Here is a 23,377-nt window from a genome sequence, read left to right on the forward strand (position 1 = left end):
GCATTACTCCGCTTTAAATTCAGGCCATGCATTTAAACAGTCCAGCAACACCTGTGGTGACTGGAAGCACATTTCACGTTTTTCAATATGTACCGCCACTTGCGAGGTATAACCCTTGGTCAGCTTTCTGCCTGAAACCGCATCGAAAATCAGATATTCGATTTTTAAGCGATTTTCCCATTCTTTCAAAACGGCGCGCACACGAATTTTTTGCTCAAACTCAATGCCTTGTACATAACGCACATGACTTTCAATCACCGGCCATGCATAGCCCGAGTCACGCATTTGGTTATAGTTATAGTGAAATTGATCCAGCAATTTGCAGCGCGCAATTTCAAAATATTTTAAATAATGCCCGTGCCACACCACATTCATGGTGTCGACATCATGAAAAGGCACTTCAATGATTACATCAGCATGCATGCTCATTTCCTATGAATATTGAACAGCAATGCTGTCTAACAGTTCTAAATCCTCAAAGCGATGAACCAATGCCTGAAGCTCTTGTTGCAAAGGACGATCTTCCGCTACATAGGTGAAGCTCTGAAGCACCCAGTGTTGAAATGCTGTTAAAACAGGGCTGAGTTCTGTATCTACCCCTTTGAGTTTGACCGCCTGAACCGCTGCACAGCTGAGTGCCACAATCACTTGTTCAGTCAGGGTAATCACTCGACTGGCATCACGCGCAGCAATGGTACCCATACTGACTTTGTCTTGATTATGACATTCGGTTGAGCGTGAGAAAATCGACGCAGCGAGGGTTTGTTTCAAGGCTTCTGCTGTCCATGCCGAAACCCCAATTTGCACCGCTTTAAAGCCATGATTCAACGGCAAACGCTCAGGGCTTGAACCGGTTAAATTGCGCGGCAAACCATTGTTCATTTTATAGTCGACCAACTGTGCCAACTGACGATCCATCAAGTCGGCAATATTCGCGATCATAATTTTCAGGCTGTCCATGGCTTGGGCAATATGTCCTCCATAGAAATGTCCACCATGCAGTACCCGCAAATTGACAGGATCAATCAATGGGTTGTCATTACTTGAATTCAGCTCATTTTCAATAAACTGACGCAACCAGACTTTAGAATCTTCAAATACCCCAATCACATGCGGCGCACAGCGCAATGAATAACGGTCTTGCAGACGTGAACTTTGGTGTTCAGTCTGCACTTCACTGTTTAACCAGTCACGTAACTGAGCTGCAATATGTTGCTGTCCTGGATGTGGTTTCTGCGCAAACAGGACTTCATCAAAATGGCTTGGATTCCCTTCTAAAGCCAAGACATTCAGGGCAGTAATCAAAGTACTGGCAAAAGAAATCTGTTCGGCTTTTTTATAATTCAGGCAGGCAATCGCGGTCATAACCGCTGTACCATTCATCAGGGCTAAGCCTTCTTTAGGACGCATCACCAAAGGCTGTATACCTTTTTCGGCATACACTTGTGCAATCGGCACAATCTGGTCTTGATAGTACACATCACGCTCACCGACCAAGGCCCCAGCGATATAAGACAAAGGCGTCAAGTCCCCACTGGCACCCACCGAACCTTCTGAGGGAATTACAGGAATGACATCTTCATTCAGCATCCAGACCAAACGCTGTAACAAGGCATGTGAAACACCCGAATAACCGCGTGCTAAAGAACATAAACGCACCACCACGACAGCACGTGCGGTAATTAAGTCTAAGTTTTGTCCCATGCCACAGCCATGAAAACGCGACAAATGTAGTGGTAGCTCATGCACTTGATGGGCTGGAATTTCAACCAAGCACGAATCGCCATAGCCCGTGGTCACGCCATAAATGACGCCTTCGTCTTGCAACAGCTGATCGAGGAAATCTGCGCCACGTTGAATCAATGCTGTCCATTCAGCAGAGGCAGGCAATGCCACCTGTTTTTCTTTACGCGCTACAGCCACAACATCTTCAATACTGAGCGGAGTTTCCCCAACAATTAACACAAGACTTATCCTTTATTCCAAAAATTATAAAAATTAAACCATTGATAGGGTGCGCGTATGCAATGCTGTTCCAACAGCTCCACATACTGTCGTGTGGTCTGTTGCATGGCCTGTAAACGCTCTTTACGTGGCCAGTTTAACTGCTCCGCGACTTGATGGATATGCACTTCAAAATGTGTATCGACTCGATAGCAAAACACTGCTAGCACAGGAGCTTTCAACAAACTGGCCAAAATCCATGCGCCCTGTGGCCACAGCGCCTGCTCACCTAAAAACGCAACCGATTGTACCCGATCTGACTGCACAGGTACGCGGTCTGCAGCCACAATCACCCATTCACCTTGATCCAACTTATCCTGTAAAATCAGTGCTGTTTCAATTCCCAACTCATCCACCGAAACCAAATTAACATCGGCATGTTCATTCAGCTTTTTTAAAAACTCATTGAATTTGGTGGCATGTTTTTGATAGACCAACACATTAATTCTCTGCGGATGCTCTGCTTTGACAGCGCGCAACAATTCAATATTGCCAAAGTGCGACACCACAATCACCGCACCTTTTTGATAGTGCGAGCGAAAGTGCGCATGACCATGTAGCTTTAAGTTCTGTTCAGGAATATGCCCAAGCCAACCTTCAATTTTATCTAAAATACATTCGCCAAATTGCATCAAATGCGTATAGCTATGCCAAAGCTGCGGCTCAGCCTGAAACGGTGACTGTGCACCTGCAAAATGATGCAGTTTTTTTAAGTACAACAGAGAAGCCTGACGCGCGGTATTGGAAAAGAGCCAGTACCATAAAATCACAAAGTACAAGATGACCCGACACAGCCAGCGCCCACCCAAACGGTAGAAACCCAGCATCAGCATCAGCGGCAACATCCCGCCCCGCTCTTTCACGGCGCTCCATTTCTGCATATGCTTCTCTGACCGCCTTAGCCTTTAACTTTCTGATAAATCAGTTTGGGGAACCGCAGCAGCATGCCACCTAACAAGCGACTATGCGCGCGCGCCATGCCCAAATTGTCACGCCAAACATCAAAATGTGAAATGCCACCTTCAGGGTAAACGACATGCGTGGGCAAATTGATAAACGGCACATTATCCCATTTCAAACGCACCAAAATTTCCGAGTCAAAGCCCATCCGCGGTTGAAACTTGGCTGTATTTAGAATGTTCACCGTCTGCGCCAAAGGATAAACACGAAAGCCACACATGCTGTCTTTAATCTCAAAAGACAGACTGTTAATCCACACCCAAATATGGGTTGCATAACGGCCATAGAGACGTTTTTTTGGAACAGTCGCATCAAAGATCGGCTGACCAATAATCATGGCTTTGGGATGCTGGATAGAGGTGTCTAAAAAGCGTTGCACATCCTGCCAATCATGTTGTCCATCGGCATCCAGTTGCAAAGCATGGCTATAGCCACATTGAAAGGCATGCTTGAGACCCGTGATCACCGCCTGCCCCTTCCCTTGATTGTGGGTATGTTCAACCAAATCGACCCTTGGGTAGTCCTGCGCAAGCTGATGTAACACTGTTGTACAATCAGCATCACTGCCATCATTCACCATAATGATGGGTAACTCAAAAGCGCTTAAATGTGACAGTAACGCAGCCAAATAATGCGGATGGTTATACACAGGAATCACAAAGCAGTGTTTCATTTTTGTCTCTCGGCTTAAACGTCTACAGGGACAGCAAACAGCAAACGTCCTGATGCCAATATTTTGTCATGATTTTTCAGCTCAAAACTGATCTTATGTACTTTACGGCTGAGCACCAGTTCCAGCGTTTGATACGGTTGGATCAGCCCTTGAAATTTTAACTGCTCAAAACCATTGCACCACAGTAAATCTGCCCAATTTTGTTTGGCAAAATGTTGAATAAATCCAATTTGCCCTAAGCCCGGATAAATCGGGAAGTTCGGGAAATGCCCTTTAAAGCATTCCAGCTCAGGCACAAACTCCAAAGCATAACTGATCTGCATATCCTGAGACTGCTGTGTCAATACCACAGGCAAGGTCATCGGCTGAAAGAGTGATTTTAAATACTGTTTGTTCAGCTTCGATTGTGCATTTTGTGGCATTTGCGTTAAAAACCGCCACTGCCGCGGAATCGCGATACTTTCCAATTTCAGTTGTAAGTGTTTTTTCAGCTGTGCGGTAAAGGCAGCTTTACCCTTTTCAATGAGCAGCGCCCTTGCATCATCCGTTAACACTGCCACCACCGCCAACATCTGACGCTGTTCTTTTTTATGAATTAAAACATGGCACTGCTGTATTTCTGCCAACTCAGCGATTTTTGCTTCAATCGCATCGAGACTTAACCGCTTTTCTTCGAGTTTGACAATGCGATCCAAACGCCCCAATAACTGGAATGGACTTTTGGGATTATCTGCATCCATAACCTGCACTTTATCTCCCGTCAGAATCCAATCCTCGCTATAGGCATGGTTGGTTTTAACGGCTAACTCTTGCTGCTCGGCGCAGTTAATTTCGACATTGGCAAAGGGTGTCCATAGTGCATCATCCGCCTGACGGTGAGCAATCCCGCCTGTTTCAGAACTACCAAACACTTCGGTAATGGGACGGTTCAGCAAAGGACGCACGCCTGCATCCAACTTTCCGCCAGAGGAATAGACCCGATGGCAGTCTTGCAACACCACATCTGTGGTCCAGCGCTTCAACAATGCAGGACTTGAAATCAGATAATTGGGCAGTTGCAGATGGGCAATTTTCTTTTGAAGATCGACCACATCTTCAGGGAAAGCCAGTTGTTTTTGGTAGAAACTACGTCCACTGGCTAAGGGCCACAACAGCTTAAACAACAAACCATAAATATGCTGATGACTCACCGTGGCAATCGCAACTGCCTGCTCAGGCAAATCAAAACTGGCTTCTAAACCACAGACTTCATTGAACAATTGTTGCAAGGTGCGCGGAATCTTTTTCGGCTGCCCTGTTGAACCCGAAGTATAAAAATACAGCTGTGCCTGATTGAGAAAGGCAGCATCAAATTGAAGCTCAAAGGTTGACGTGGCTGTCGACGGCAAACGTTTTAAAAAATAAATCTGCTGTTCAGCCAATTCTTTTTCTAAGTCGCTGACCCGATGCGGCGGCAACAGCACTTGCTTACCTGCTTGCAAGGCTGCAAACAACAATACCAAAAACTCATAACTATCTTGTTCCCAAAGCGCCCATACTGGCTGTTCCAACTGCTGAATTTGCGTAGCCTGCCCAGCTACATCCAACCAAAAAGTGTGAAAGGACACAAAACTTGAGTCCGCCTGAATACACAAGGGACGCGATGAATGGAGATGGTGTTGAAAATGACAAGACATAAAATTTGTTTTTAAAAACCGTATTTCTAATCGCTATAGTTCGAGGCCACTGTTTCAGTTGCCCTGACGGAAATGCTGTTATTTCTGTGCCTGATGCAGTCGTTGCTGGCGTTTACGCAACACAAACTCGCCCAGTAACAGTCCACCCATCAAGACATAAGAGATCAAACCGTTATACAGCACCCAAATCTTCATCGGTGCAAAGAAAACAGTGATCAGGGCAATGACCGCATTGATGCAAAAAAAACCACACCAAACTTTGGTCACTTGACGGGTCCATTCTACTCCTTCTTCGGGCAGATTAGGCTCTGCCAAACGTGCAAAACGTTCAATCATTGAAGGCGGTCGAATCAAGGTGCTGGCAAAAATAAACAGTGCCCCAAGACTCATAAAGACAGGATAGAGTTTAAGCCACGCATGATCTTTTAAAATCAAACTCAGCCCGCCACATAAAATGGCAAAACCTGTCAATGGCCACAGCAGGGCATTGCCCTTACTCAAGAGACGTAAAATGCCCAGTGCAATCAATACAGCACTGACCCAGACATACTGTCCATGTGCCAAAGCATAAGCGACAAAAAAAGGATAGAGGATCAATCCGATCCCTGCTACCCCTTTTAAGATGTTGTTCATGCAACTGACATATTCTGAATGACGACCACCACATCTTCTACGGTGCGCACATTTTTAAAGTCTTCAGGGTTGACTTGTTTGCCTGTCAACTCTTTAATTTTTACCACCAAATCAATGGCATCAATACTGTCAACATCGAGGTCTGAAGCTAGGTTTGACTCTAATTGCACATCTTCAGGCGCAATTTCAAACAGCTCTTCCATCCATTCACGTAATTTTTCTAACACGGTTTCTTGTGCAAGCATAGCAACCTCTTATGCTGTTTTCTGTGCTTCAACCAAAGCCACTAAGCTTTGAATTGATTTAAAATGTTCTTTGGTTTCTGCAGACTCTGCATTCAAATGAATGCCATAACGTTTTTTCAATGCCAAGCCTAATTCAAGGGCATCAATCGAGTCCAAACCCAGACCATCGCCAAACAAAGGCGCGTCTGTATCAATGTCTTCAATACTGATGTCTTCAAGGGCAAGGACATCAATAATCATTTGCTTTAATTCATCAGCAAGATTAGTCATTTAGGGATAACTCTTGGTTAAAAAACCACTGTAATTGTTGATTTAATTGACGTACATTTTTTGGATTGACCGTTACGTCATCCAATACGTCTTCCACGCGGATCGCATCCAAGACTTTTACATGGATATGAAAAGGCTGTTCTGGAATGTGATACCATTTTTCGTTTTTAGTGAGTGTCGAGGGCGTACAGCTAATTAGCACAGGCCGAATCGGTACCCCTGCCCTTAGTGCAATATTGGCTGCGCCACGCTGGAACTCGTTCAACTGCTCACCTTTGGCCGTCCGTGTTCCTTCAGGAAAGATGAGCAATGAGGCAGCATGGTCTTGTTGTAATTTATGTACACAGTCCTGAATAAACTGCTCGGAACCTGCATTTAAAATATAGCCTGCGCTTTGTACAGGGCCTTTGGTAAATGGATTCGACCACAGCGCCTGTTTCACAACGCAATTCGCTTGTTCCATTAAACCAATTAAAACCACCACGTCAATCAGTGTCGGATGATTGGCAATCACCAGCTCTTGTTGGCTGTGCTGTAGCTTATCTAAACCTTCAACCGTATAGGTCATAATGCCCAGTTTTACCATCATCTCGGTAAAACCTTTGAAACTGTGCTTAATGACCTTTTGGGTGCGCTGCTTGCGAACTTCTGGGTCTTGTGAACTCAGCTTGACCATTGGTGCAATCAAACTACCAATCGCCACACCGCCTAAGCCAAAACTGGCAAAGCTAAAGCCCGTTGCCCCAACACGCCATGCATAGTTGGCTTTTTGCTTGATTTCATCTAGTTTCAGCATTTTGTCCACACTTCAAATTCGGTTTCGTTGTTATTGTTCCAAAACGCATTAAACGCTAAAGCTTGTTGATAAGCAGGATCTTGAGCGATGTGATGCTCTGACTCTAAAATCAAATTTGCTGGCGCTAATGAAATCACAGCACCCATCGCAAAAGCAGCAAATGGCTGATGCTCGATATAAATTTCAGGTAGTGCATCATCATAATACACCAGCAAAACCTGACGGGCTTCGGGCTGTGTTTTTAACCACGCATAGGCTTCAATCAACCCGTCATTCCACGAGCCTGCCAAACTGGTCGCAGGTGTCGCATCCTGACATAAAATAGAATACAAGCCTGAAATTGCATTATGAACCGAGGTTGAAAACTGTGTCGGTGAAGGCGTTTGCTCTCTCAAGACATCTTCTAATATATTCAGCGTTTTGGCTTCATCGCCATATTGCGACACCCAAACAATATAATCGACATTGCAGGTATCTAAAGCTTGTATGGCACTATTCAAAGCCAGCTTTGCCAGACGCGATAAACGTCGACGTTGCATCGCAGGAATGTGTTCTATAGCTGATAATTCTTGATCAACCGAACTTAGATTTAAGCGGGATACGTGGAGTTGCATCATCATGATCAGTGTTTAAAAAATTGACAAATTATCAGGCGCGCAATTATAGCACCGAGCCAAATTTTTCACAAAAAATAACAAAACCACGTTGTTTTCAAAAATAAAAATGTGAAATACCATTCACTTATCAATAAAAAATTGCCGCTTTTTTTATCAATACCTCTAAATTGGCGGATTTTTAGTATCCCCACGTAACATGGACTACATTTAACCTACACGTTGTATCATTTTAAAAGATCGCACCATAAGCCTTTGATTATATCTATTGGCAAACCAAAGGCTTAAAAAGAAAGGATCTTCATTAAGCTTGGGCAATGACGGGCTCAGTTTGTGGCAAACGACGTTTGATCACGGCATAAGCTACACCAGTCACCACGCTTCCAATCGCAATCGCCAATAAATATTTTAATGGATAATTCATCGCATTCGGAATGATCAGCACCATTACACCGCCGTGCGGAGTGACCAATTCACATTTAAACAATGCAACCAAAGCCCCCGTTACAGCACCACCTGCGATCGTACATGGAAGCACTCGAATCGGATCTTTGGCTGCAAACGGAATAGCTCCTTCCGAAATAAAACATAGGCCAAGGACCACAGCAGCCTTCCCTGCATCTTGCTCAGGTTTGGCAAATTTATGCTTTGCCAGAAAAGTTGCAATTGCCATACCCAATGGCGGTACCATACCCGCGGCCATGGTAATCGCCATCGGTCCGTATGTTTGTGACGTCAGTAAGCCTACCGTAAAGGCATAAGCGGCTTTATTAATTGGCCCCCCAACATCAATACACATCATACTCCCAAGAATAATCCCCATGATCATGGCATTGGTCGTACCCATATTGGCAAGGAAGTGTGTAAGTAATTCAAACAATTGTGCAACAGGCTGTCCAACCACATAAATCATGATTAAACCAACAGCTAAACTGGCTAATAGTGGAATAATCAAAATTGGTTTTAAGGCTTCTAGGCTACTTGGGAGTTTTAATTGTTTCGATAAAAATAACGCAATATAACCTGCAATAAAACCTGCAACTAAGCCACCGAGAAAGCCTGCCTCTAATTGTGTTGCAAGCAAGCCTCCAATCAAACCAGGGGTTAAACCTGGACGATCCGCAATAGAATAGGCAATGTAACCTGCCAGCATAGGTACCATGAGGGTAAATGCTGCAGCGCCTATTTGTTTTAAGGATGCTGCAAAGCTCCCTTCAACAGGATTGAGGCCAAACATAAACGAGATCGCAATGATCAAACCGCCCGCCACCACCATCGGCAGCATGAAAGACACCCCCGTTAAAAGGTGTTTATAAATTCCAGCTTTTTCTTTGTTTTCACTTTCTGTCTTGGTGGCTGTCTGCTTACCCGTTTCAAGCACTTTGGCCTCAGCAATTGCATTTGCAAAAGTCTTATCGGTTTGCTTAAGGGCAAATCCCGTACCGCAGCGATATACACGTTTGCCTACAAAGCGATCGGTATTGACCTCAATATCCGTTGCTAAGATCACCACATCTGCATTGGTAATACATTCTGCCGATAAAATATTTTTAGCCCCAACCGAACCTTGGGTTTCAATATCAATCTGATAACCATGCTTTACTGCACCTTGTTGCAAGGCTTCGGCCGCCATAAACGTATGTGCAACACCAGTTGGACATGCTGTAATTGCGACAAACCGTGTAACCTCCGCATTGTCTGCAATAGGTTCATCTACAGCATCTGAATGCTCAAAGACTTGTTGCAAAAGCATGGTCGCATCGTGTTGCGCGGCACCCAAACGAATGACTTTCACAACTTTGTCACGCAGTTGATCTGTATCTGTCGACTTCTGTCCCACAAAAACAACCGTATCAATAGCATTTGATAAATCGAGATGTTCGACTGACGTCGCTACATGATTGGAAATACCAAGTGCTGTTGCTGCTTTGGACAATTTTTTGGCAAAAATCACTGCATTAATCGGCTGCTCGGGACTATGTGGCACAAATAGAATATGTTTTATCTCTTGCATCGTATTAACTCAATGATTGGACTGAGATTTGCGATTTCAAATCTTCAATAACAGCAAATTCTGGAAGGGCAAACCCAATTTGGGTCACAGCATTGCTCGCAATTGCGGTTGCTGTTTTCAATGTTTCTTCTGGGGAAGTTGAACTCAACAAGCCATGAATCATCCCTGCCACTAAGGAATCTCCTGCACCGACCGTACTTTGGACGCTGACCTTCGGTGCAGTAGCATGCAGGGATTGTGTGCGGTGAAGCCAGTTCACCCCGTTTTCACCCATCGAGACCACAATGTGTTCTATCTGACTATTTAAACGGGCAAAAAGGTGCTGTTGTTCTGCAAAAGTTTCTGCTGGCAAATGGTAAGTTTCTGTCAACTCATCCGTATTGGGCTTAATCAACCAAGGATGGGCAGCAATTGCCGCTTTCAATGCAATACCACTGGTATCCACTGCGACTTTTTTACCCTCAGACTGTAACCATATAATCAGCGTTGAAAGCTCTTCTGCAGAAAAACCTTGTGGCAAACTACCTGCAATCACAATCGCATCCACTGCAAAAATCAGTTGTGATAAGCGCTCACGTAGCTGTTGTTTTGCGGTGGTATCCACAAAAAAGCCCTTGCCATTGATGTCTGTCATCTGACCAGAGGCTTCTGCAACTTTAATGTTTTGTCGTGTTTCACCTGCAACATAAATAAATTGGTTATCAAATTGCTCTTGCTGGATATGATGGTCAAAAATTTGACGGTTTTCTTGCCCCAAAAAGCCACTCACAATCAGTTCATGTCCCAAATCCTTAAGGACCTGTGCCACGTTTAAGCCTTTACCTGCTGCATGGCTTTGGGCCGTTAACTGACGATTGACCTCACCAATTTTTAGTTGATCCAATTGCACGGTAAGGTCAATTGCAGGATTCAGGGTAATGCTTAATATCTTAGCCATTCGGTAATCACTCCACCAATGCACGTACGGCAGTTGCACTGTCACAACTTAAGGCTTGCCGTGCGATCTGTTGGCAATTTATATAGTTCAAACCACGAATTTGCGCCTTCACCAATGGAATACTGGTACTCGACATACTCAACTCATCCACGCCCAAGCCCATCAATACAGGCACAGCTTTTGGGTCAGCAGCCAATTCACCACAAATGCCCACCCATTTACCATGCTGATGTGCTGCCCGAACCGTCTGATCAATCAATAACAAAATACTCGGATGTAAGCCATCAGCTTCAGCAGACAACAGCGGATGACCACGGTCAATCGCCAGAGTATATTGAGTCAAGTCATTGGTTCCAATACTAAAAAAATCAACTTCTTGAGCAAGAATCGGAGCCAATAATGCTGCCGCAGGAACCTCAATCATAATACCGACTTGTAAGTTTTCACATGGATGCTGTATGCGAACCTCATCCAAAATCGCTTTTGCTGCTCGCCATTCTTCAACCCGCCCAATCATAGGAAACATAATCCTTAATGGGCGATTATCCGCCGCTTTAAGTAAAGCAACCAATTGCTGACGTAACAATTCTGGCTTACGTAAAGTCAGACGAATACCACGTAAGCCCAAGAATGGATTTTCTTCTTTTTCAATAGGCAAATACGGCAAAGGTTTGTCCCCACCCACATCAAGTGTACGTACCACCAATGGACGACCCGCCAAAGCATCTAACACCACCCGATAATCGGCTTCCTGTGTAGCCTCATCAGGCGCACTGCTGTGTGACATAAAGACCAATTCTGTGCGTAGCAAACCAATTGCTTCTGCCCCATCTGCCACAGCCTGTATCGTAGCGCCCACTTTGCCAATATTGGCTGCAATTTCAACTTGATGTTGATCCAGTGTGATGGCAGGTTCTAAACAGTGCTGTTCCGCTTGTTCTCGTAACTCACGCTGGCGTTGGCGCTCTGCAATAGCATGATCAATCTGGCTTGGCTCTGGTGAGACCACATACTCACCTGTATCCCCATTAATCAGCACGGTGGCATGGTTCTCAATACTTAAAACAGTTGCACCCGCACCTACGACCGCTGGAATAGCCAAAGCACGTGCCACAATAGCACTATGGGCACTCGCCCCACCAACCGCAGTCAAAATACCTGCAACCCGGTCTTTATTCAGACGAGCAACATCACTTGGACCAACATCATGCATGATTAAGATATAAGGTTGCTCGGGTTCTGTGACCTCAGCAACACCGCACAAAGCAGCCAAAACACGCTCACCAATATCTCTCAAATCAGCCGCACGCTCTGCCAGTAAATGATCACTAAGTGCAGCCTGCGCAGTCGCAGCCACTTCAATATGCTCATGCCAAGCCGCCGCAGCAGACAACCCTTGTTTTAAACCGCGTTGCACACTTTGGATGAGGTCTGGGTCATCCAGCATTTCCAAATGTGCCATGAAAATCTGCTTAATGGCGGTAGATTCAGTATGTGCAATGAATTGACGTAAGCTGTTTTTCACCTGATGAAGCGCAATTTCAAGCTTTTCATTCTCAGCTTTAAAGCTCTGTCCGAGACGTTCATAGCTAAATTCACGTGGCTTCACCACATGTGCAGGACCAAAAGCAAGGCCAGTTGATGCTGCAATACCGCAGCTCCCCGTATCGCCATGTGATTCAAAACGCAGTAATTCCAAAGTATTTACGACTGGGTCACTACTGCTGTGCTGATGAGATACAAGGTCAACAGCTTCAACCTCTTCTCCTAAGCCCTGTTGAACTGCATCAATAATCTGTTCTAAGCCTGCTACAGCATCGGTATCAGGTTGTGCAATAAAAGTCAGAGTTTGACCACGACGGCATCCCATGGCTAATAATTTGGTTAAACTTTTTGCCGAAACGTAAGCCCCCTCATCTACAGCAACGAGAATATCCCCTGCAAATTTCTTGGTCATATTGACCAAGTGTGTCGCGGGACGCGCATGTAGTCCATGAGCGTTGGCTAAGACAATACGACGAGATGGCCAATCAGGAATCAGTTCAGCACCAATTAACTGCGCCAACTGGTGACTATCTTGCTCTTGGTTGAGGGTATGAACTTGTTCAGTATCAAACAAAATATCCATTAATTGTTGAAACCGTGGCATATCCAGTTGCTCATTACTGGCAATACACACCAAAGTCTTGAGCATTTCCTGCTGATGACTTAAAACCTGTTCCGCTTTTACCAAACTTACAGCTGGGCTCAAAACATGCTGGTTCGAAGTGATCGACCAGACCCCCTCCCCTAAATGAATCATGCTTTTTAGGTTTAAACCCGACAGAAAACCACACTCCACCATTTTTTGCTGTTTCAGCAGCTGTGTTGCCTGCCAAATCAAATCCTCCACATCCAGTGCAGGAACTTGAGTGGCGATTAAATTTTCATGCAATGCCAAAGATGCTGGTTGGGCTTGTAATAATGCAATAATTTGCTCTGCAGATTGAGCCTGTTTCACTTGGTCAGCGACCTCGTTAATTAAAGCCCGTGTCAAAACTTGTAAGACTTGCAAATGCTCATCTGATTTCGCAGCAATCACCACCGCTAAATAAATTTTATTTTCACCGTCCCAAACAATTCCTTCAGGAAAGTGCGCCAGACGAATACCCGTTTTTAAAATAGATTGGCGCGACTGAGGTGTCCCATGCGGAATGGCAATTCCTTGCCCTAAATACGTTGCACTTTGTTGTTCGCGCGCGGTCAAGCCATGAATATAATCAGGGGTAACCAATTGGTCTTCGACTAAGATATCGACTAGACATTGCAACGCTTGTGCCTTATCAGTGGCGTGTTGTTTCATTCGAACATGTTGTATATCTAGCGCGAGCATAAAACGTCCTTGCAAAGCAGCATAGTGAGAAGCCATGCCTTTTTTACTGGAGAAAAAATAAAAGTCGAATTCTACTCAGGATTTACCCGAAAATCTGTATATTTTAGTCAATCATTTAAATGATTGTTATCGTGAATAAAGGTTTAATATTTTATGAAGAAAAATTTTCATAAATTATAAATAGTTAAGAATAGTTAAAAAAAGAGAAGGAAATATGTTCCTCCTCTTTTTATTTTTCAACTAGATATAGTATTGCGCTCTTTTTTTGGCAAATTTATCGAGCTGCTTTAAAAAGCCTTCAAAATAGTCTTTTTCTTTTTCTTCAGTACGATATCCAGCGTAGAGAGTACGACGCAAACCTTCAGGTGCTACACAGTCCAAACGACGTGAAGTCACCCAGCCTTTTTGTTCATATTCATTCACTACCCAGTCTGGCAACGCACCAATACCACGACCACTTGCCACCAACTGGATCAGCATTTGAGTCAGATCGGTGGTACGGATTTGTTTTGGCAGAATATTGGCTGGAATAAACAGACGCGACATAATATCCAAACGATGTTTATCAACTGGATAGGTAATAAGAGTCTCTTCGGCAAGCTCTTGTACAGTAATCTCTTTAGCACGAACCAAAGGATGGGTATTGGATAAGACCAAACGTGACTCGTACTCAAAAATTGGGAAATATTCTACCCCTTTTAATGCAATCGGATCGGCTGTAATCAATAGGTCAAATTCGCCCGTCTGTAATAATTCATGCGGGTTCGCCTCAAAGCCTGAAGCAAAGTCCAAATCAACATCAGGATATTGCTGACGATATTGATTTAACAACGGCATTAACCAATCAAAACAACTATGACACTCAGAAGAAAAGGTAATGCGTCCTGTTTGCCCATGTACGATACGGGTAATGTCGCTTTGTGCAATTTGTACCTGTGGTAACACCTCATCCGCTAACTTTAATAGACGCTGTCCAACATTCGAAAAACTAACAGGGCGACTGCGACGATTCACCACCTCCACACCAAACCATTGATCAAGCTCACGCAACTGGTGCGATAGTGCTGAAGGGGTTAAACACAAATCCCCTGCAGCAGCGACCAATGAGCCATGCTCTCTTAAGGCGGTTAAAGTTTTTAAATGGCGGAGTTCTAACATCTGGCTCAACTCAAGGTTTAATTTTAATAGATACGGTATAGCTTAACTGATAATTACGCCTAATACTTAATATTTTTCACCTTTAAATTAAACTTATTAATTTATTTCATTATTTAATTTTAAATCATGCTGTCTATAACAAAAACTTTACCGCCCTACACGGTATGTAAATATATTCAGCACACAATCAATAACTCAGAGATGCAAGCCACAATTTACTGCTGAAGCCCGTTTTAGACATGAAAGCAACTCTCAAACAAGTAAAGAAAATGATTGGCACGATCAACTACAAGTTAAAAACCACAGCTAAACACTTTTTATGGGTTAAGCTCAACCCTCCCTATTGTATACCTGAGTAATATTCATCTCACTTATATAAAGCTGATGTTTTCGAACACCTCCAATCAACTAAAGCACACTACATTATTTGCCTCAGCCTTGGTTTTTGATGTTCCACGTGAAGCATCATGTAAGCAGGGAGCAAAAGTCGTTTGTATCTCAAACTAACGAGATACAAAACAAGGCATGCAAAAACAAAAAAAGCTTCCTATTTTGGAAGCTCTTTTCAATCTTAACTTAACTATCAATCGTGAGTTTTAAAATCTCAGCCTTGGTATAACCTCTTTCTTTTAAAAGATGTTGAATGGCTTTTTTCTCATCTTGATCTTCAAGAAATTTACAGCGTTGGATCAAACGCATATCAGTTTCAAATTGGAAATTATGACGACACTCCAATTCCTTATTAGAAGGCGTAGTAAAAAAATGCAGCACTGTTAGATACTCTCTTTCTTGCTGTTGAAGTGGCCCGCCTTCAACGAATACCTATCTAACACAACTGTTAAACACCCTTTGTGTAAATGATGACGAATCTCGATCCATTATGCAAGTTTAGGCCGCTCAAATGTTCTCTCTATATCCATTACAAGGCTAAGTGCATATCTTAATCATCGACTCAACTCGCTTTTGATCATGAAAATTCATCAGCTCATCCTGAGAATTCTTCACCCAATCTGGATTGATCTGTCTTTTAGACGTTTTAAACTGTCTGGTTTAAATATATAACCATTCAATATGTCGAAGCTCGAACGTCAGAAACTTACCCTCCCCACAGGTCATGACAAACTGCTCCTGCATTCCTGCTGTGCACCTTGTTCAGGTGAAGTCATGGAAACCCTGATTGAGTCAGGTATCAATTTTTCCATCTTTTTTTACAATCCCAATATTCATCCCGTGAAAGAATATCTAATTCGTAAAGAAGAAAATATTCGCTTTGCAGAAAAACATCATATTCCATTTATTGACTGTGATTACGATACAGACAACTGGTTTGCACGTGCCAAAGGGATGGAAAATGAGCCAGAGAAAGGCATCCGTTGTACCATGTGTTTTGATATGCGGTTTGAACGAACGGCGTTATATGCGGCAGAACATGGCTTTAGCCTAATCAGTAGCTCTCTCGGCATTTCCCGTTGGAAGAATATGCAACAGATCAATGAATGCGGACACCGTTCTGCTTCACATTATGCAGGCATTCAGTACTGGGACTATAACTGGCGCAAACATGGCGGTGCGGTACGCATGCTAGACATCAGCAAACGTGAAGAATTTTATCAACAAGAATACTGTGGTTGCGTGTATTCACTGCGGGATAGCAACCGCTGGCGCATGAGCCAAGGCCGTGAGCGCATCAAACTCGGAGAAAAGTTCTATTCAAATGCTATGGATCAGGACAGCTGATTTTAGTCTGCAGACGCCACATACCAATTTTTCCAAGAGCTGGTTCCACGTACCGCAATCGACACGGTCGGAATCAGCTTTTCTTTTAAAATCGCTGTTTGTCCAACCGCTTTGGCTAAGCGTGCTTTGACGGAATGAATGCATTCACGGTCACCAAATTCACAGCGGTCTAAGCTGGTTCCACCACAAGGACCATTAGCCAAGCCTTTGGGGCAAGTTTCTGGGCAAATGTACAGGGTCTCGCCTAAACGGCATTGACCACAACTCTCACAGCCCACCACCGCATGCTTACTCAAATGTTCCGTTTTCAGTAATGCATTGTTGGCTTTCGTTCGATCCCAAACATTAAAATTAAAAATAAACCGCCCTACTCCTTTAGCCAGTTTAGATTCAAATAAAGCATCGTGCATCAGATGCAGATGTTGGTATTTAATGATCTGACTTGAGGTCGCAGGCCGTGAATAATAAGTCAGCTTCGGATGAAATTCCGTACCTGTTTGCACCTGCCAAAGCGTATTCCAAAGTCGTTCACACTCAGCAAAACTCAAGTGTCGATATTCTTCAATATAGCGTTCCAACAACATTTGTTCTTCAGGCTGATGGCAAGCCGATAAATGCACTCCCGCAAAGCCCAAATGTCGACACATAAGAATCTGTAATGCGCAGCGCACATAAACGCGATCACTTAAACCCTGTTCTTTTTCCTGTTGCAACACTTTCAATATATGCGGGGTAATCACAATGCCGGCTACTTTATGTTTCAGCATAAACTTAGCCCGCGCTAAGGTCAGTGGCATAACGCAGGCTAAAATTTTCTGCGCATACTGATGTTGCACTAAAAATGCATGCGCATCCTGTAAAGCAGCCATGTCATAGCCCAATTGGGTAATCACATAATCCGCCCCTGCTTTCATCTTTTTATGCAGTTTCAGATATTGTGCCTCTTTTTCCGCTTCCGCATATTTAAACGGATTAAACGCCACACCGATATGAAAACCGCCTTGGCGTTTGGCTTCCATGACAGCATTCACAGACTCCAAATAACGTGTCCGTGGCTCTAAGTCATGGCTGTAGTGGTGCTGTTTTAATTTATCGCCCGTTAAGAGCAACAGGTTCTTTTGACCCTGTGTTTTTGCATTCTGCAAAAACTGCTCAAAGTCCCGTATATCGCGCGCTTTCCCCGAAAAGTGAATGACTTTTTCAATCGCTTGTGGATACTGCTTGGCGACCATTAAAGGCGCTTCATCGTCATCCGCATGTACCCGATCGGCCAGCGTCATAGCCGCAGGAAAACCTGCAAATTGAGTTTTGACAGGCGATTGGGCTTGCTGCACGCTTAAGTATTCAACCAATACGCAAAATTGTTGCTGTGCAAAATATTGAGCAAGTAAGGACATCACAGGAGAAATAATCCAGAGGATTAAAAAAAGAAGAATTATAGTACAAATCAAAAAGAGATGACGAATCGTCTGATTATTCACTATGGCACATTTAATATTTCGTTAACTCACCCTCTACCCGATAAGTGCCCCCCTGATCTGATTACTCAATTGCAGTGTCCATCTCGAATTAAACCTGATGCTCAAATGCAAAAAAGAATGACTTGAGCGCTCAACCACACGCCACCCATAGCACAACATTTGTCTAGACCCTTATTTACTACGCCGATTGACTTATTTTCGATAAGATTGTTCTTTTTTATGCTTTTCAATCGCTTAAAGACTAAGCACATTTAAGCTTTTTAAAATAAAGGTCTCTTTTCAAGCTGAGATTGACTGTGTATAACAATGGACAACTCAGGGAAATGATTCGCGCATAGGCAAAAGCCTGAAAAAAGCTTAAACTATGTGCCAATGAAAACAAATGATACGTCGTCCATGACGACAACAATGAAGGTGAAGGTTGATGCCGCTCAATACTGTTGAAGAGCTAGTTGCAGATATCCGTGCAGGTAAGATGGTCATCCTGATGGATGACGAAGATCGTGAAAATGAAGGTGATTTAGTTATTGCAGCGACCCATGTTCGCGCAGAAGACATCAACTTTATGATCACCCATGCCCGTGGTTTGGTGTGCTTAACGCTCAGCCGTGATCGCTGTAAACAATTGAATCTTCCATTAATGGTCGATGCCAATGGCGCACAACATGGCACCAACTTCACGCTTTCAATTGAAGCGGCAGAAGGTATTTCTACAGGGATTTCACCTGCGGAACGTGCGCATACCATTCAAACGGCTGTAGCGGCACATGCCAAACCATCAGACATCGTTCAACCGGGTCATATTTTCCCATTGATGGCGCAGCCTGGCGGTGTACTGCACCGTGCCGGGCATACCGAAGCAGGTTGTGATTTATCTCGCCTAGCGGGTTTAGAGCCTGCATCGGTCATCTGTGAAATCATCAATGAAGATGGCACAATGGCGCGTCGTGCCGATCTTGAAATTTTTGCTGAAAAGCATGGTTTAAAAATTGGCACCATTGCGGATCTGATTCACTACCGTATGACCAATGAGCAAACGGTTGAACGGATTGATCAGCAAAGCATTGATACCGAATATGGGACTTTTGACTTATATCGTTACCGCGAATTGGGCAACCCAGATATTCACTTGGCTTTGGTGAAAGGTGAACCGAAAGAAGGGGTAACCACCGTTCGTGTTCATGGTTTCAACCCTGTTCGTGACTTGCTTAAGTTCAATAAAAAGGACGGCGAGCCAGCATGGAATCTCGACAAAGCGCTGCAAGAAATCGCAAGTAGCGATCGGGGTGTTTTGGTTTGGATTGGTCAACGTCACTTACAAGACCTAGGCCCAGCCTTAGACAGCCTTACCGCACCAAAACCAACCAAATCCAATGCTGCTTTATCTCAGCAGTACCAAACCATTGGGGTTGGCGCACAAATTTTACGTGATTTAGGCGTAGAAAAGATGAAGCTTTTAAGCTCACCTTTACGCTTTAATGCACTCTCTGGGTTTAATTTAGAAGTGGTGGAATATATCACCGCACATCAAACAACTTAAAAAATCATCGAGGTTGCTATGGCAATTCGCCGTATTGAAGGTATGTTACATCTCGCTAGCGAAGGCCGTTATGCGATTTTAGTGGGTCGTTTTAATAGTTTTGTTGTCGAACATCTATTAGAAGGTGCAATTGATACATTGAAACGTCATGGTGTATCAGAGGATAATATCACTGTTGTTCATGCACCAGGCGCGTGGGAACTTCCTGTCGTGGCTAAGAAATTAGTAGCGTCTGAACGCTTCGATGCCATCATTGCACTGGGTGCTGTGATTCGTGGTAGCACACCTCACTTCGACTTTGTTGCAGGTGAATGTGCCAAAGGTTTAGGCGTGGTTGGCCTAGAATCTGGTCTTCCAGTGATTAATGGTGTATTGACTACGGATAGTATCGAACAAGCGATTGAACGCTCGGGTACAAAAGCAGGTAATAAAGGTGGCGAAGCTGCTCTTACTGCAATTGAAATGGTTAACTTGTTAAAGGCTATTTAACGCTATGTCGCAAACATTGCAAGCAACTTATGCAGCAAAACGTAAAGCACGTCGCTTTGCTGTACAAGGAATTTACGAATGGCAAATGAGCCACAATCCAGTCCATGAGATTGAAGCACGTACGCGTGTGGAAAATGCCATGCACAAAGTGGATCTGAGCTATTATCATGAATTGTTAACCCAAGTGGTTGCCAATCATGAAGCATTGGATGCGCTCTTAATCCCTGTGCTTGATCGCGACGTTTCTGCGCTTGACGGCGTTGAACTGGCGACCCTTCGTTTAGGCGCATATGAACTCAAGGAACATCTTGAAATTCCATATCGTGTGGTTTTAGACGAAGCAATCGAGCTTGCTAAACACTTTGGCGGTGCAGACAGCCATAAATACATCAATGGTGTATTAGATCGTTTAGCAACAACTTTACGTGCAGCAGAAAAGCAACAAGCGAACTCACAGTAGTAGATTTGTTGTATGGCTGAGTTTTCGATCATTGATAGCTATTTTAATCGTAAGAGTCCTTATTCTGTCGATTTAGGCGTCGGTGACGACTCAGCCTTGCTCACCCCTCCTCCACAGCAACAATTGGTCATCTGTGCCGATACTCTCGTTGCTGGACGTCACTTCCCGCTTGATACCAGTCCCCATGCGATTGGCTGGAAATCTGTCGCGGTCAATTTATCTGATATCGCCGCAATGGGCGCGAAACCTCAGAGTATTTTACTGGCCTTGAGCTTACCCCAAATTGATCATGACTGGCTTAAAGGCTTTAGTCAGGGTTTATATGATTGTTGCGATCAATTTGGCGTGAGTTTAATTGGTGGAGACACCACCCAAAGCCCACATCTGACCATTTCAGTGACTGCACTGGGCTGGGTCGATATCGGCCAAGCCGTCACCCGCTCCGCTGCTCAAGTGGGTGATTTAATTTGTGTTAGTGGTACGGTTGGTGATGCCGCCTTCGCACTGCAACACTTGGGCCACCCTCTGCAACAACGTTTGGACTACCCTACCCCACGCTGTGAACTGGGCCAAGTACTCAAAGGCTTGGCACATAGTATGATTGATGTGTCCGATGGCTTAGCACAAGACTTAGGTCATATCTTAAAGGCCTCAAATGTCGGTGCGACCCTACAACTTGATCAACTGCCCATCAACACCGCTCTACAAGATTTAACACGAGAACAACAATGGCAATATGCTTTGGCGGGTGGCGATGACTATGAATTATGCTTTACAATAAGTCCGCAGAATTATGAAAAACTTTTGCAACAACAAAACCATACTAAGATCAACGTGATTGGAAAAGTTGACGCTCAAAGCGGTCTACGTTTTCAACAAAATGGCTTAGACCATTCATTGCAATTTACTGGATATCAACACTTTGCATAAGCCTCCTATCCTCTTTCGTCAGATGTCTGGGTACGACCGTTTCATCGTGTTTTGCGGTGTAGGTTTTGGCTCAGGACTAGCACCCAAAGCACCAGGAACATTTGGTTCAGCCTTTGCACTGCTGTTCGTCCCAATCTGGCTTGCAATTGGCTTATCCAACACCATTATTGCCATCATCTTCATGTCTCTGATCGGCATTTATATTTGCGGCCATACCGCCAAAGTCATGGGAGTACATGATGATGGACGTATCGTATGGGATGAATTTGCAGGCCAATCCATCACTTTCTTGCCTGTACTGTATTTAGGGCAAATGAATTGGCTGTGGCTGTTGCTTGGTTTTGCCTTATTCCGCTTATTTGACGTATGGAAACCCTGGCCAATTCGTGTCATTGACCAAAAAGTCGATGGTGGTTTCGGCATCATGCTTGATGACATTATTGCTGGTCTTTGGGCCGCACTTTGTATTGGGCTTTATTTTTATTTCACCGTGGCCTAGGCCATTTTTAGGATTAGAACATGTCAACGACTGTTATTATTCTTGCTGCAGGTAAAGGAACGCGTATGCGTTCGACGTTACCCAAAGTGCTACAACCACTTGCAGGGCGTCCTTTACTCGGTCATGTGATTGAAACAGCAAAAAAAATCCACGCTGAAAACATCATTACGATCTATGGTCACGGTGGCGATCGGGTTCAATCGGCTTTTGCAGATCAAGACATTAAATGGGTTGAACAAGCAGAACAACTCGGTACTGGGCATGCGGTACAAATGACCCTGCCCGTTTTACCTCAAGATGGTATTTCGCTCATTCTCTCTGGTGATGTGCCTTGCATTAGCCAGAATACGCTACAAAAACTATTAGATGCATCGAGCCAAACTGGTATCGGCTTAGTCACACTCACTGTGGATGATGCAACAGGCTATGGTCGTATCGTCCGTGAGAATGGTCAGATTCAAGCAATTGTTGAACATAAAGATGCAACAGAGCAACAGCGCCAAATCAAAGAGTTTAATACCGGCATTTACTGTGTGAGCAATGCCAAATTGCACGAATGGTTACCCAAACTCAGCAATAACAATGCGCAAGGCGAATATTACCTGACAGATATTGTGGCAATGGCATTGGCTGATGGTTTGACCGTTGCCTCAGTTGAGCCTGAACAAGCCTTCGAAGTTGAAGGGGTCAATGACCGTATTCAGCTGGCAGCTTTAGAACGCCAGTTCCAAGCAAATCTAGCCAAAAAACTCATGCAACAAGGTGTGCATTTAATTGATCCTAGTCGCTTTGATCTTCGTGGTAACTTAGTCGTTGGACAAGATGTGCGCATTGATATCAATGTCATCATTGAAGGCGAATGCGAATTCGGTGACTATGTAGAAATTGGCGCAGGCTGCATCATTAAAAATACCAAAATCGCGGCAGGCACCAAAGTTCAGCCTTATAGTATTTTTGATCAAGCTATTGTCGGTGAAGATGCGCAGATTGGACCTTTTGCCCGTTTACGCCCAGGTGCCAAACTCGCGGCTGAAGTACATATTGGCAACTTTGTAGAAGTCAAAAACTCAACAGTCGGTGTCGGGTCTAAAGCCAACCACTTTACTTATTTGGGTGATGCTGAAGTGGGCTGTGGCTCTAATATTGGTGCAGGAACCATTACCTGCAACTATGATGGTGCAAACAAATTTAAAACCATCATTGGCGATCATGCCTTTATTGGTTCAAATAGTGCTTTGGTTGCCCCAGTCACCATTGGCAACGGCGCAACTGTCGGGGCTGGCTCAACCATTACCCGCGATGTCGAAGAAAATAGTTTAGCGGTAGAACGTTCTAAGCAGTTTACGAAAGAAAACTACCAACGTCCGCAAAAAATCAAGAAATAAGAGG

Annotated in this window: 22 protein-coding genes and 2 pseudogenes; 7 read left to right on the forward strand and 17 right to left on the reverse strand. The window is 44.1% G+C overall.

Features of this window, described 5'->3' with window-relative positions:
• Positions 1 to 3: 3 nt before the first annotated feature.
• The 16 genes and pseudogenes from GBI16_RS07475 to GBI16_RS19030 all read right to left on the reverse strand — a co-directional run bounded on the left by GBI16_RS07475 (position 4) and on the right by GBI16_RS19030 (position 15,551).
• Positions 4 to 423: a thioesterase family protein gene (locus GBI16_RS07475; RefSeq protein WP_005012597.1), complete on the reverse strand. Its 420-nt coding sequence runs from the start codon at positions 421 to 423 to the stop codon at positions 4 to 6.
• Between the two features lie 9 nt (positions 424 to 432).
• A complete protein-coding gene (hutH, locus tag GBI16_RS07480; protein ID WP_086210678.1) occupies positions 433 to 1,965 on the reverse strand; it encodes a histidine ammonia-lyase in 1,533 nt (510 codons plus the stop codon).
• A 5-nt stretch (positions 1,966 to 1,970) separates the two neighbouring features.
• A complete protein-coding gene (locus tag GBI16_RS07485) occupies positions 1,971 to 2,885 on the reverse strand; it encodes an acyltransferase (RefSeq protein ID WP_086210679.1) in 915 nt (304 codons plus the stop codon).
• Between the two features lie 17 nt (positions 2,886 to 2,902).
• Positions 2,903 to 3,637 (reverse strand): glycosyltransferase family 2 protein, encoded by a 735-nt coding sequence (locus GBI16_RS07490; RefSeq protein ID WP_151706829.1) that lies wholly within the window; start codon positions 3,635 to 3,637, stop codon positions 2,903 to 2,905.
• A 14-nt stretch (positions 3,638 to 3,651) separates the two neighbouring features.
• The gene (locus GBI16_RS07495) at positions 3,652 to 5,313 is read right to left on the reverse strand and encodes an AMP-binding protein (RefSeq protein ID WP_151706830.1); all 1,662 of its coding nucleotides are present in this window, start codon (positions 5,311 to 5,313) and stop codon (positions 3,652 to 3,654) included.
• A gap of 78 nt (positions 5,314 to 5,391) precedes the next feature.
• Complete coding sequence (locus GBI16_RS07500; RefSeq protein WP_086210682.1) at positions 5,392 to 5,946, reverse strand: septation protein IspZ; 555 nt, start codon at positions 5,944 to 5,946, stop codon at positions 5,392 to 5,394.
• Entirely contained in the window at positions 5,943 to 6,191 is a 249-nt protein-coding gene (locus GBI16_RS07505; protein WP_058868645.1) for an acyl carrier protein, read from the reverse strand. Before GBI16_RS07505 ends, GBI16_RS07500 begins: the two co-directional genes overlap by 4 nt.
• Before the next feature lie 9 nt (positions 6,192 to 6,200).
• Positions 6,201 to 6,461 (reverse strand): phosphopantetheine-binding protein, encoded by a 261-nt coding sequence (locus tag GBI16_RS07510; RefSeq protein ID WP_005090854.1) that lies wholly within the window; start codon positions 6,459 to 6,461, stop codon positions 6,201 to 6,203.
• Positions 6,454 to 7,257, reverse strand: coding sequence for a 1-acyl-sn-glycerol-3-phosphate acyltransferase (locus GBI16_RS07515; RefSeq protein WP_086210684.1), 804 nt, complete (start codon positions 7,255 to 7,257; stop codon positions 6,454 to 6,456). Before GBI16_RS07515 ends, GBI16_RS07510 begins: the two co-directional genes overlap by 8 nt.
• Complete coding sequence (locus GBI16_RS07520; RefSeq protein WP_119064462.1) at positions 7,251 to 7,874, reverse strand: beta-ketoacyl synthase chain length factor; 624 nt, start codon at positions 7,872 to 7,874, stop codon at positions 7,251 to 7,253. Before GBI16_RS07520 ends, GBI16_RS07515 begins: the two co-directional genes overlap by 7 nt.
• Before the next feature lie 301 nt (positions 7,875 to 8,175).
• Entirely contained in the window at positions 8,176 to 9,885 is a 1,710-nt protein-coding gene (locus GBI16_RS07525; RefSeq protein ID WP_151706831.1) for a fructose-specific PTS transporter subunit EIIC, read from the reverse strand.
• Positions 9,886 to 9,889: 4 nt separating this feature from the next.
• Entirely contained in the window at positions 9,890 to 10,822 is a 933-nt protein-coding gene (gene pfkB, locus GBI16_RS07530; RefSeq protein ID WP_086210687.1) for a 1-phosphofructokinase, read from the reverse strand.
• Positions 10,823 to 10,829: 7 nt separating this feature from the next.
• A pseudogene (gene ptsP / locus GBI16_RS19105) lies at positions 10,830 to 12,479 on the reverse strand (phosphoenolpyruvate--protein phosphotransferase); the annotation flags it as partial.
• An 86-nt stretch (positions 12,480 to 12,565) separates the two neighbouring features.
• Positions 12,566 to 13,694: pseudogene (gene fruB / locus GBI16_RS19110) on the reverse strand (fused PTS fructose transporter subunit IIA/HPr protein); the annotation flags it as partial.
• A gap of 240 nt (positions 13,695 to 13,934) precedes the next feature.
• On the reverse strand, positions 13,935 to 14,852 hold the full coding sequence (locus GBI16_RS07540; RefSeq protein WP_058952405.1) for a LysR family transcriptional regulator: 918 nt from the start codon (positions 14,850 to 14,852) through the stop codon (positions 13,935 to 13,937).
• A gap of 576 nt (positions 14,853 to 15,428) precedes the next feature.
• The gene (locus GBI16_RS19030) at positions 15,429 to 15,551 is read right to left on the reverse strand and encodes a hypothetical protein (protein WP_265733404.1); all 123 of its coding nucleotides are present in this window, start codon (positions 15,549 to 15,551) and stop codon (positions 15,429 to 15,431) included.
• 372 nt (positions 15,552 to 15,923) lie between these two features.
• Between GBI16_RS19030 and GBI16_RS07545 the strand changes: the two genes are divergently transcribed.
• The gene (locus tag GBI16_RS07545; protein WP_086210688.1) at positions 15,924 to 16,589 is read left to right on the forward strand and encodes an epoxyqueuosine reductase QueH; all 666 of its coding nucleotides are present in this window, start codon (positions 15,924 to 15,926) and stop codon (positions 16,587 to 16,589) included.
• Positions 16,590 to 16,591: 2 nt separating this feature from the next.
• Here the strand turns inward: GBI16_RS07545 and GBI16_RS07550 are convergent, their stop codons facing one another.
• Positions 16,592 to 17,986 carry a methylenetetrahydrofolate reductase C-terminal domain-containing protein gene (locus GBI16_RS07550; protein WP_151706832.1) on the reverse strand — a complete coding sequence of 465 codons (1,395 nt, stop codon included), beginning with the start codon at positions 17,984 to 17,986 and terminating at the stop codon, positions 16,592 to 16,594.
• A 508-nt stretch (positions 17,987 to 18,494) separates the two neighbouring features.
• Here GBI16_RS07550 and ribBA point away from each other — a divergent pair.
• The 6 genes from ribBA to glmU are packed head-to-tail and all read left to right on the forward strand — an operon-like array spanning position 18,495 to position 23,373.
• Positions 18,495 to 19,610 (forward strand): bifunctional 3,4-dihydroxy-2-butanone-4-phosphate synthase/GTP cyclohydrolase II, encoded by a 1,116-nt coding sequence (gene ribBA, locus GBI16_RS07555; protein WP_058868641.1) that lies wholly within the window; start codon positions 18,495 to 18,497, stop codon positions 19,608 to 19,610.
• A gap of 18 nt (positions 19,611 to 19,628) precedes the next feature.
• On the forward strand, positions 19,629 to 20,099 hold the full coding sequence (gene ribE, locus GBI16_RS07560; RefSeq protein WP_004684294.1) for a 6,7-dimethyl-8-ribityllumazine synthase: 471 nt from the start codon (positions 19,629 to 19,631) through the stop codon (positions 20,097 to 20,099).
• A gap of 4 nt (positions 20,100 to 20,103) precedes the next feature.
• A complete protein-coding gene (gene nusB, locus GBI16_RS07565; RefSeq protein ID WP_058952409.1) occupies positions 20,104 to 20,559 on the forward strand; it encodes a transcription antitermination factor NusB in 456 nt (151 codons plus the stop codon).
• A 12-nt stretch (positions 20,560 to 20,571) separates the two neighbouring features.
• Positions 20,572 to 21,489, forward strand: coding sequence for a thiamine-phosphate kinase (gene thiL / locus GBI16_RS07570; protein ID WP_151706833.1), 918 nt, complete (start codon positions 20,572 to 20,574; stop codon positions 21,487 to 21,489).
• Positions 21,467 to 21,988 carry a phosphatidylglycerophosphatase A gene (locus GBI16_RS07575; protein WP_086210691.1) on the forward strand — a complete coding sequence of 174 codons (522 nt, stop codon included), beginning with the start codon at positions 21,467 to 21,469 and terminating at the stop codon, positions 21,986 to 21,988. The genes thiL and GBI16_RS07575 overlap by 23 nt, the downstream gene beginning before the upstream one ends.
• A 20-nt stretch (positions 21,989 to 22,008) precedes the next feature.
• Positions 22,009 to 23,373 carry a bifunctional UDP-N-acetylglucosamine diphosphorylase/glucosamine-1-phosphate N-acetyltransferase GlmU gene (gene glmU / locus GBI16_RS07580; RefSeq protein ID WP_151706834.1) on the forward strand — a complete coding sequence of 455 codons (1,365 nt, stop codon included), beginning with the start codon at positions 22,009 to 22,011 and terminating at the stop codon, positions 23,371 to 23,373.
• Positions 23,374 to 23,377: the final 4 nt, after the last annotated feature.

Source organism: Acinetobacter sp. TUM15064 (genome assembly GCF_008980265.1).
GTDB lineage: Bacteria > Pseudomonadota > Gammaproteobacteria > Pseudomonadales > Moraxellaceae > Acinetobacter.

Excerpts from the sequence above, each read along its gene's own strand:
- GBI16_RS07515 (WP_086210684.1), bottom strand. The coding sequence starts at position 7,257 with ATGCTGAAACTAGATGAAATCAAGCAAAAAGCCAACTATGCATGGCGT.
- nusB (WP_058952409.1), top strand. The coding sequence starts at position 20,104 with ATGTCGCAAACATTGCAAGCAACTTATGCAGCAAAACGTAAAGCACGT.
- GBI16_RS07485 (WP_086210679.1), bottom strand. The coding sequence starts at position 2,885 with ATGCAGAAATGGAGCGCCGTGAAAGAGCGGGGCGGGATGTTGCCGCTG.
- GBI16_RS07550 (WP_151706832.1), bottom strand. The coding sequence starts at position 17,986 with ATGTCCTTACTTGCTCAATATTTTGCACAGCAACAATTTTGCGTATTG.
- GBI16_RS07490 (WP_151706829.1), bottom strand. The coding sequence starts at position 3,637 with ATGAAACACTGCTTTGTGATTCCTGTGTATAACCATCCGCATTATTTG.
- GBI16_RS07505 (WP_058868645.1), bottom strand. The coding sequence starts at position 6,191 with ATGCTTGCACAAGAAACCGTGTTAGAAAAATTACGTGAATGGATGGAA.
- GBI16_RS07525 (WP_151706831.1), bottom strand. The coding sequence starts at position 9,885 with ATGCAAGAGATAAAACATATTCTATTTGTGCCACATAGTCCCGAGCAG.
- GBI16_RS07495 (WP_151706830.1), bottom strand. The coding sequence starts at position 5,313 with ATGTCTTGTCATTTTCAACACCATCTCCATTCATCGCGTCCCTTGTGT.
- thiL (WP_151706833.1), top strand. The coding sequence starts at position 20,572 with ATGGCTGAGTTTTCGATCATTGATAGCTATTTTAATCGTAAGAGTCCT.
- GBI16_RS19030 (WP_265733404.1), bottom strand. The coding sequence starts at position 15,551 with ATGCGTTTGATCCAACGCTGTAAATTTCTTGAAGATCAAGATGAGAAA.
- ribE (WP_004684294.1), top strand. The coding sequence starts at position 19,629 with ATGGCAATTCGCCGTATTGAAGGTATGTTACATCTCGCTAGCGAAGGC.
- GBI16_RS07540 (WP_058952405.1), bottom strand. The coding sequence starts at position 14,852 with ATGTTAGAACTCCGCCATTTAAAAACTTTAACCGCCTTAAGAGAGCAT.
- GBI16_RS07500 (WP_086210682.1), bottom strand. The coding sequence starts at position 5,946 with ATGAACAACATCTTAAAAGGGGTAGCAGGGATCGGATTGATCCTCTAT.
- GBI16_RS07545 (WP_086210688.1), top strand. The coding sequence starts at position 15,924 with ATGTCGAAGCTCGAACGTCAGAAACTTACCCTCCCCACAGGTCATGAC.
- glmU (WP_151706834.1), top strand. The coding sequence starts at position 22,009 with ATGTCAACGACTGTTATTATTCTTGCTGCAGGTAAAGGAACGCGTATG.
- ribBA (WP_058868641.1), top strand. The coding sequence starts at position 18,495 with ATGCCGCTCAATACTGTTGAAGAGCTAGTTGCAGATATCCGTGCAGGT.
- GBI16_RS07475 (WP_005012597.1), bottom strand. The coding sequence starts at position 423 with ATGCATGCTGATGTAATCATTGAAGTGCCTTTTCATGATGTCGACACC.
- GBI16_RS07520 (WP_119064462.1), bottom strand. The coding sequence starts at position 7,874 with ATGATGCAACTCCACGTATCCCGCTTAAATCTAAGTTCGGTTGATCAA.
- pfkB (WP_086210687.1), bottom strand. The coding sequence starts at position 10,822 with ATGGCTAAGATATTAAGCATTACCCTGAATCCTGCAATTGACCTTACC.
- GBI16_RS07510 (WP_005090854.1), bottom strand. The coding sequence starts at position 6,461 with ATGACTAATCTTGCTGATGAATTAAAGCAAATGATTATTGATGTCCTT.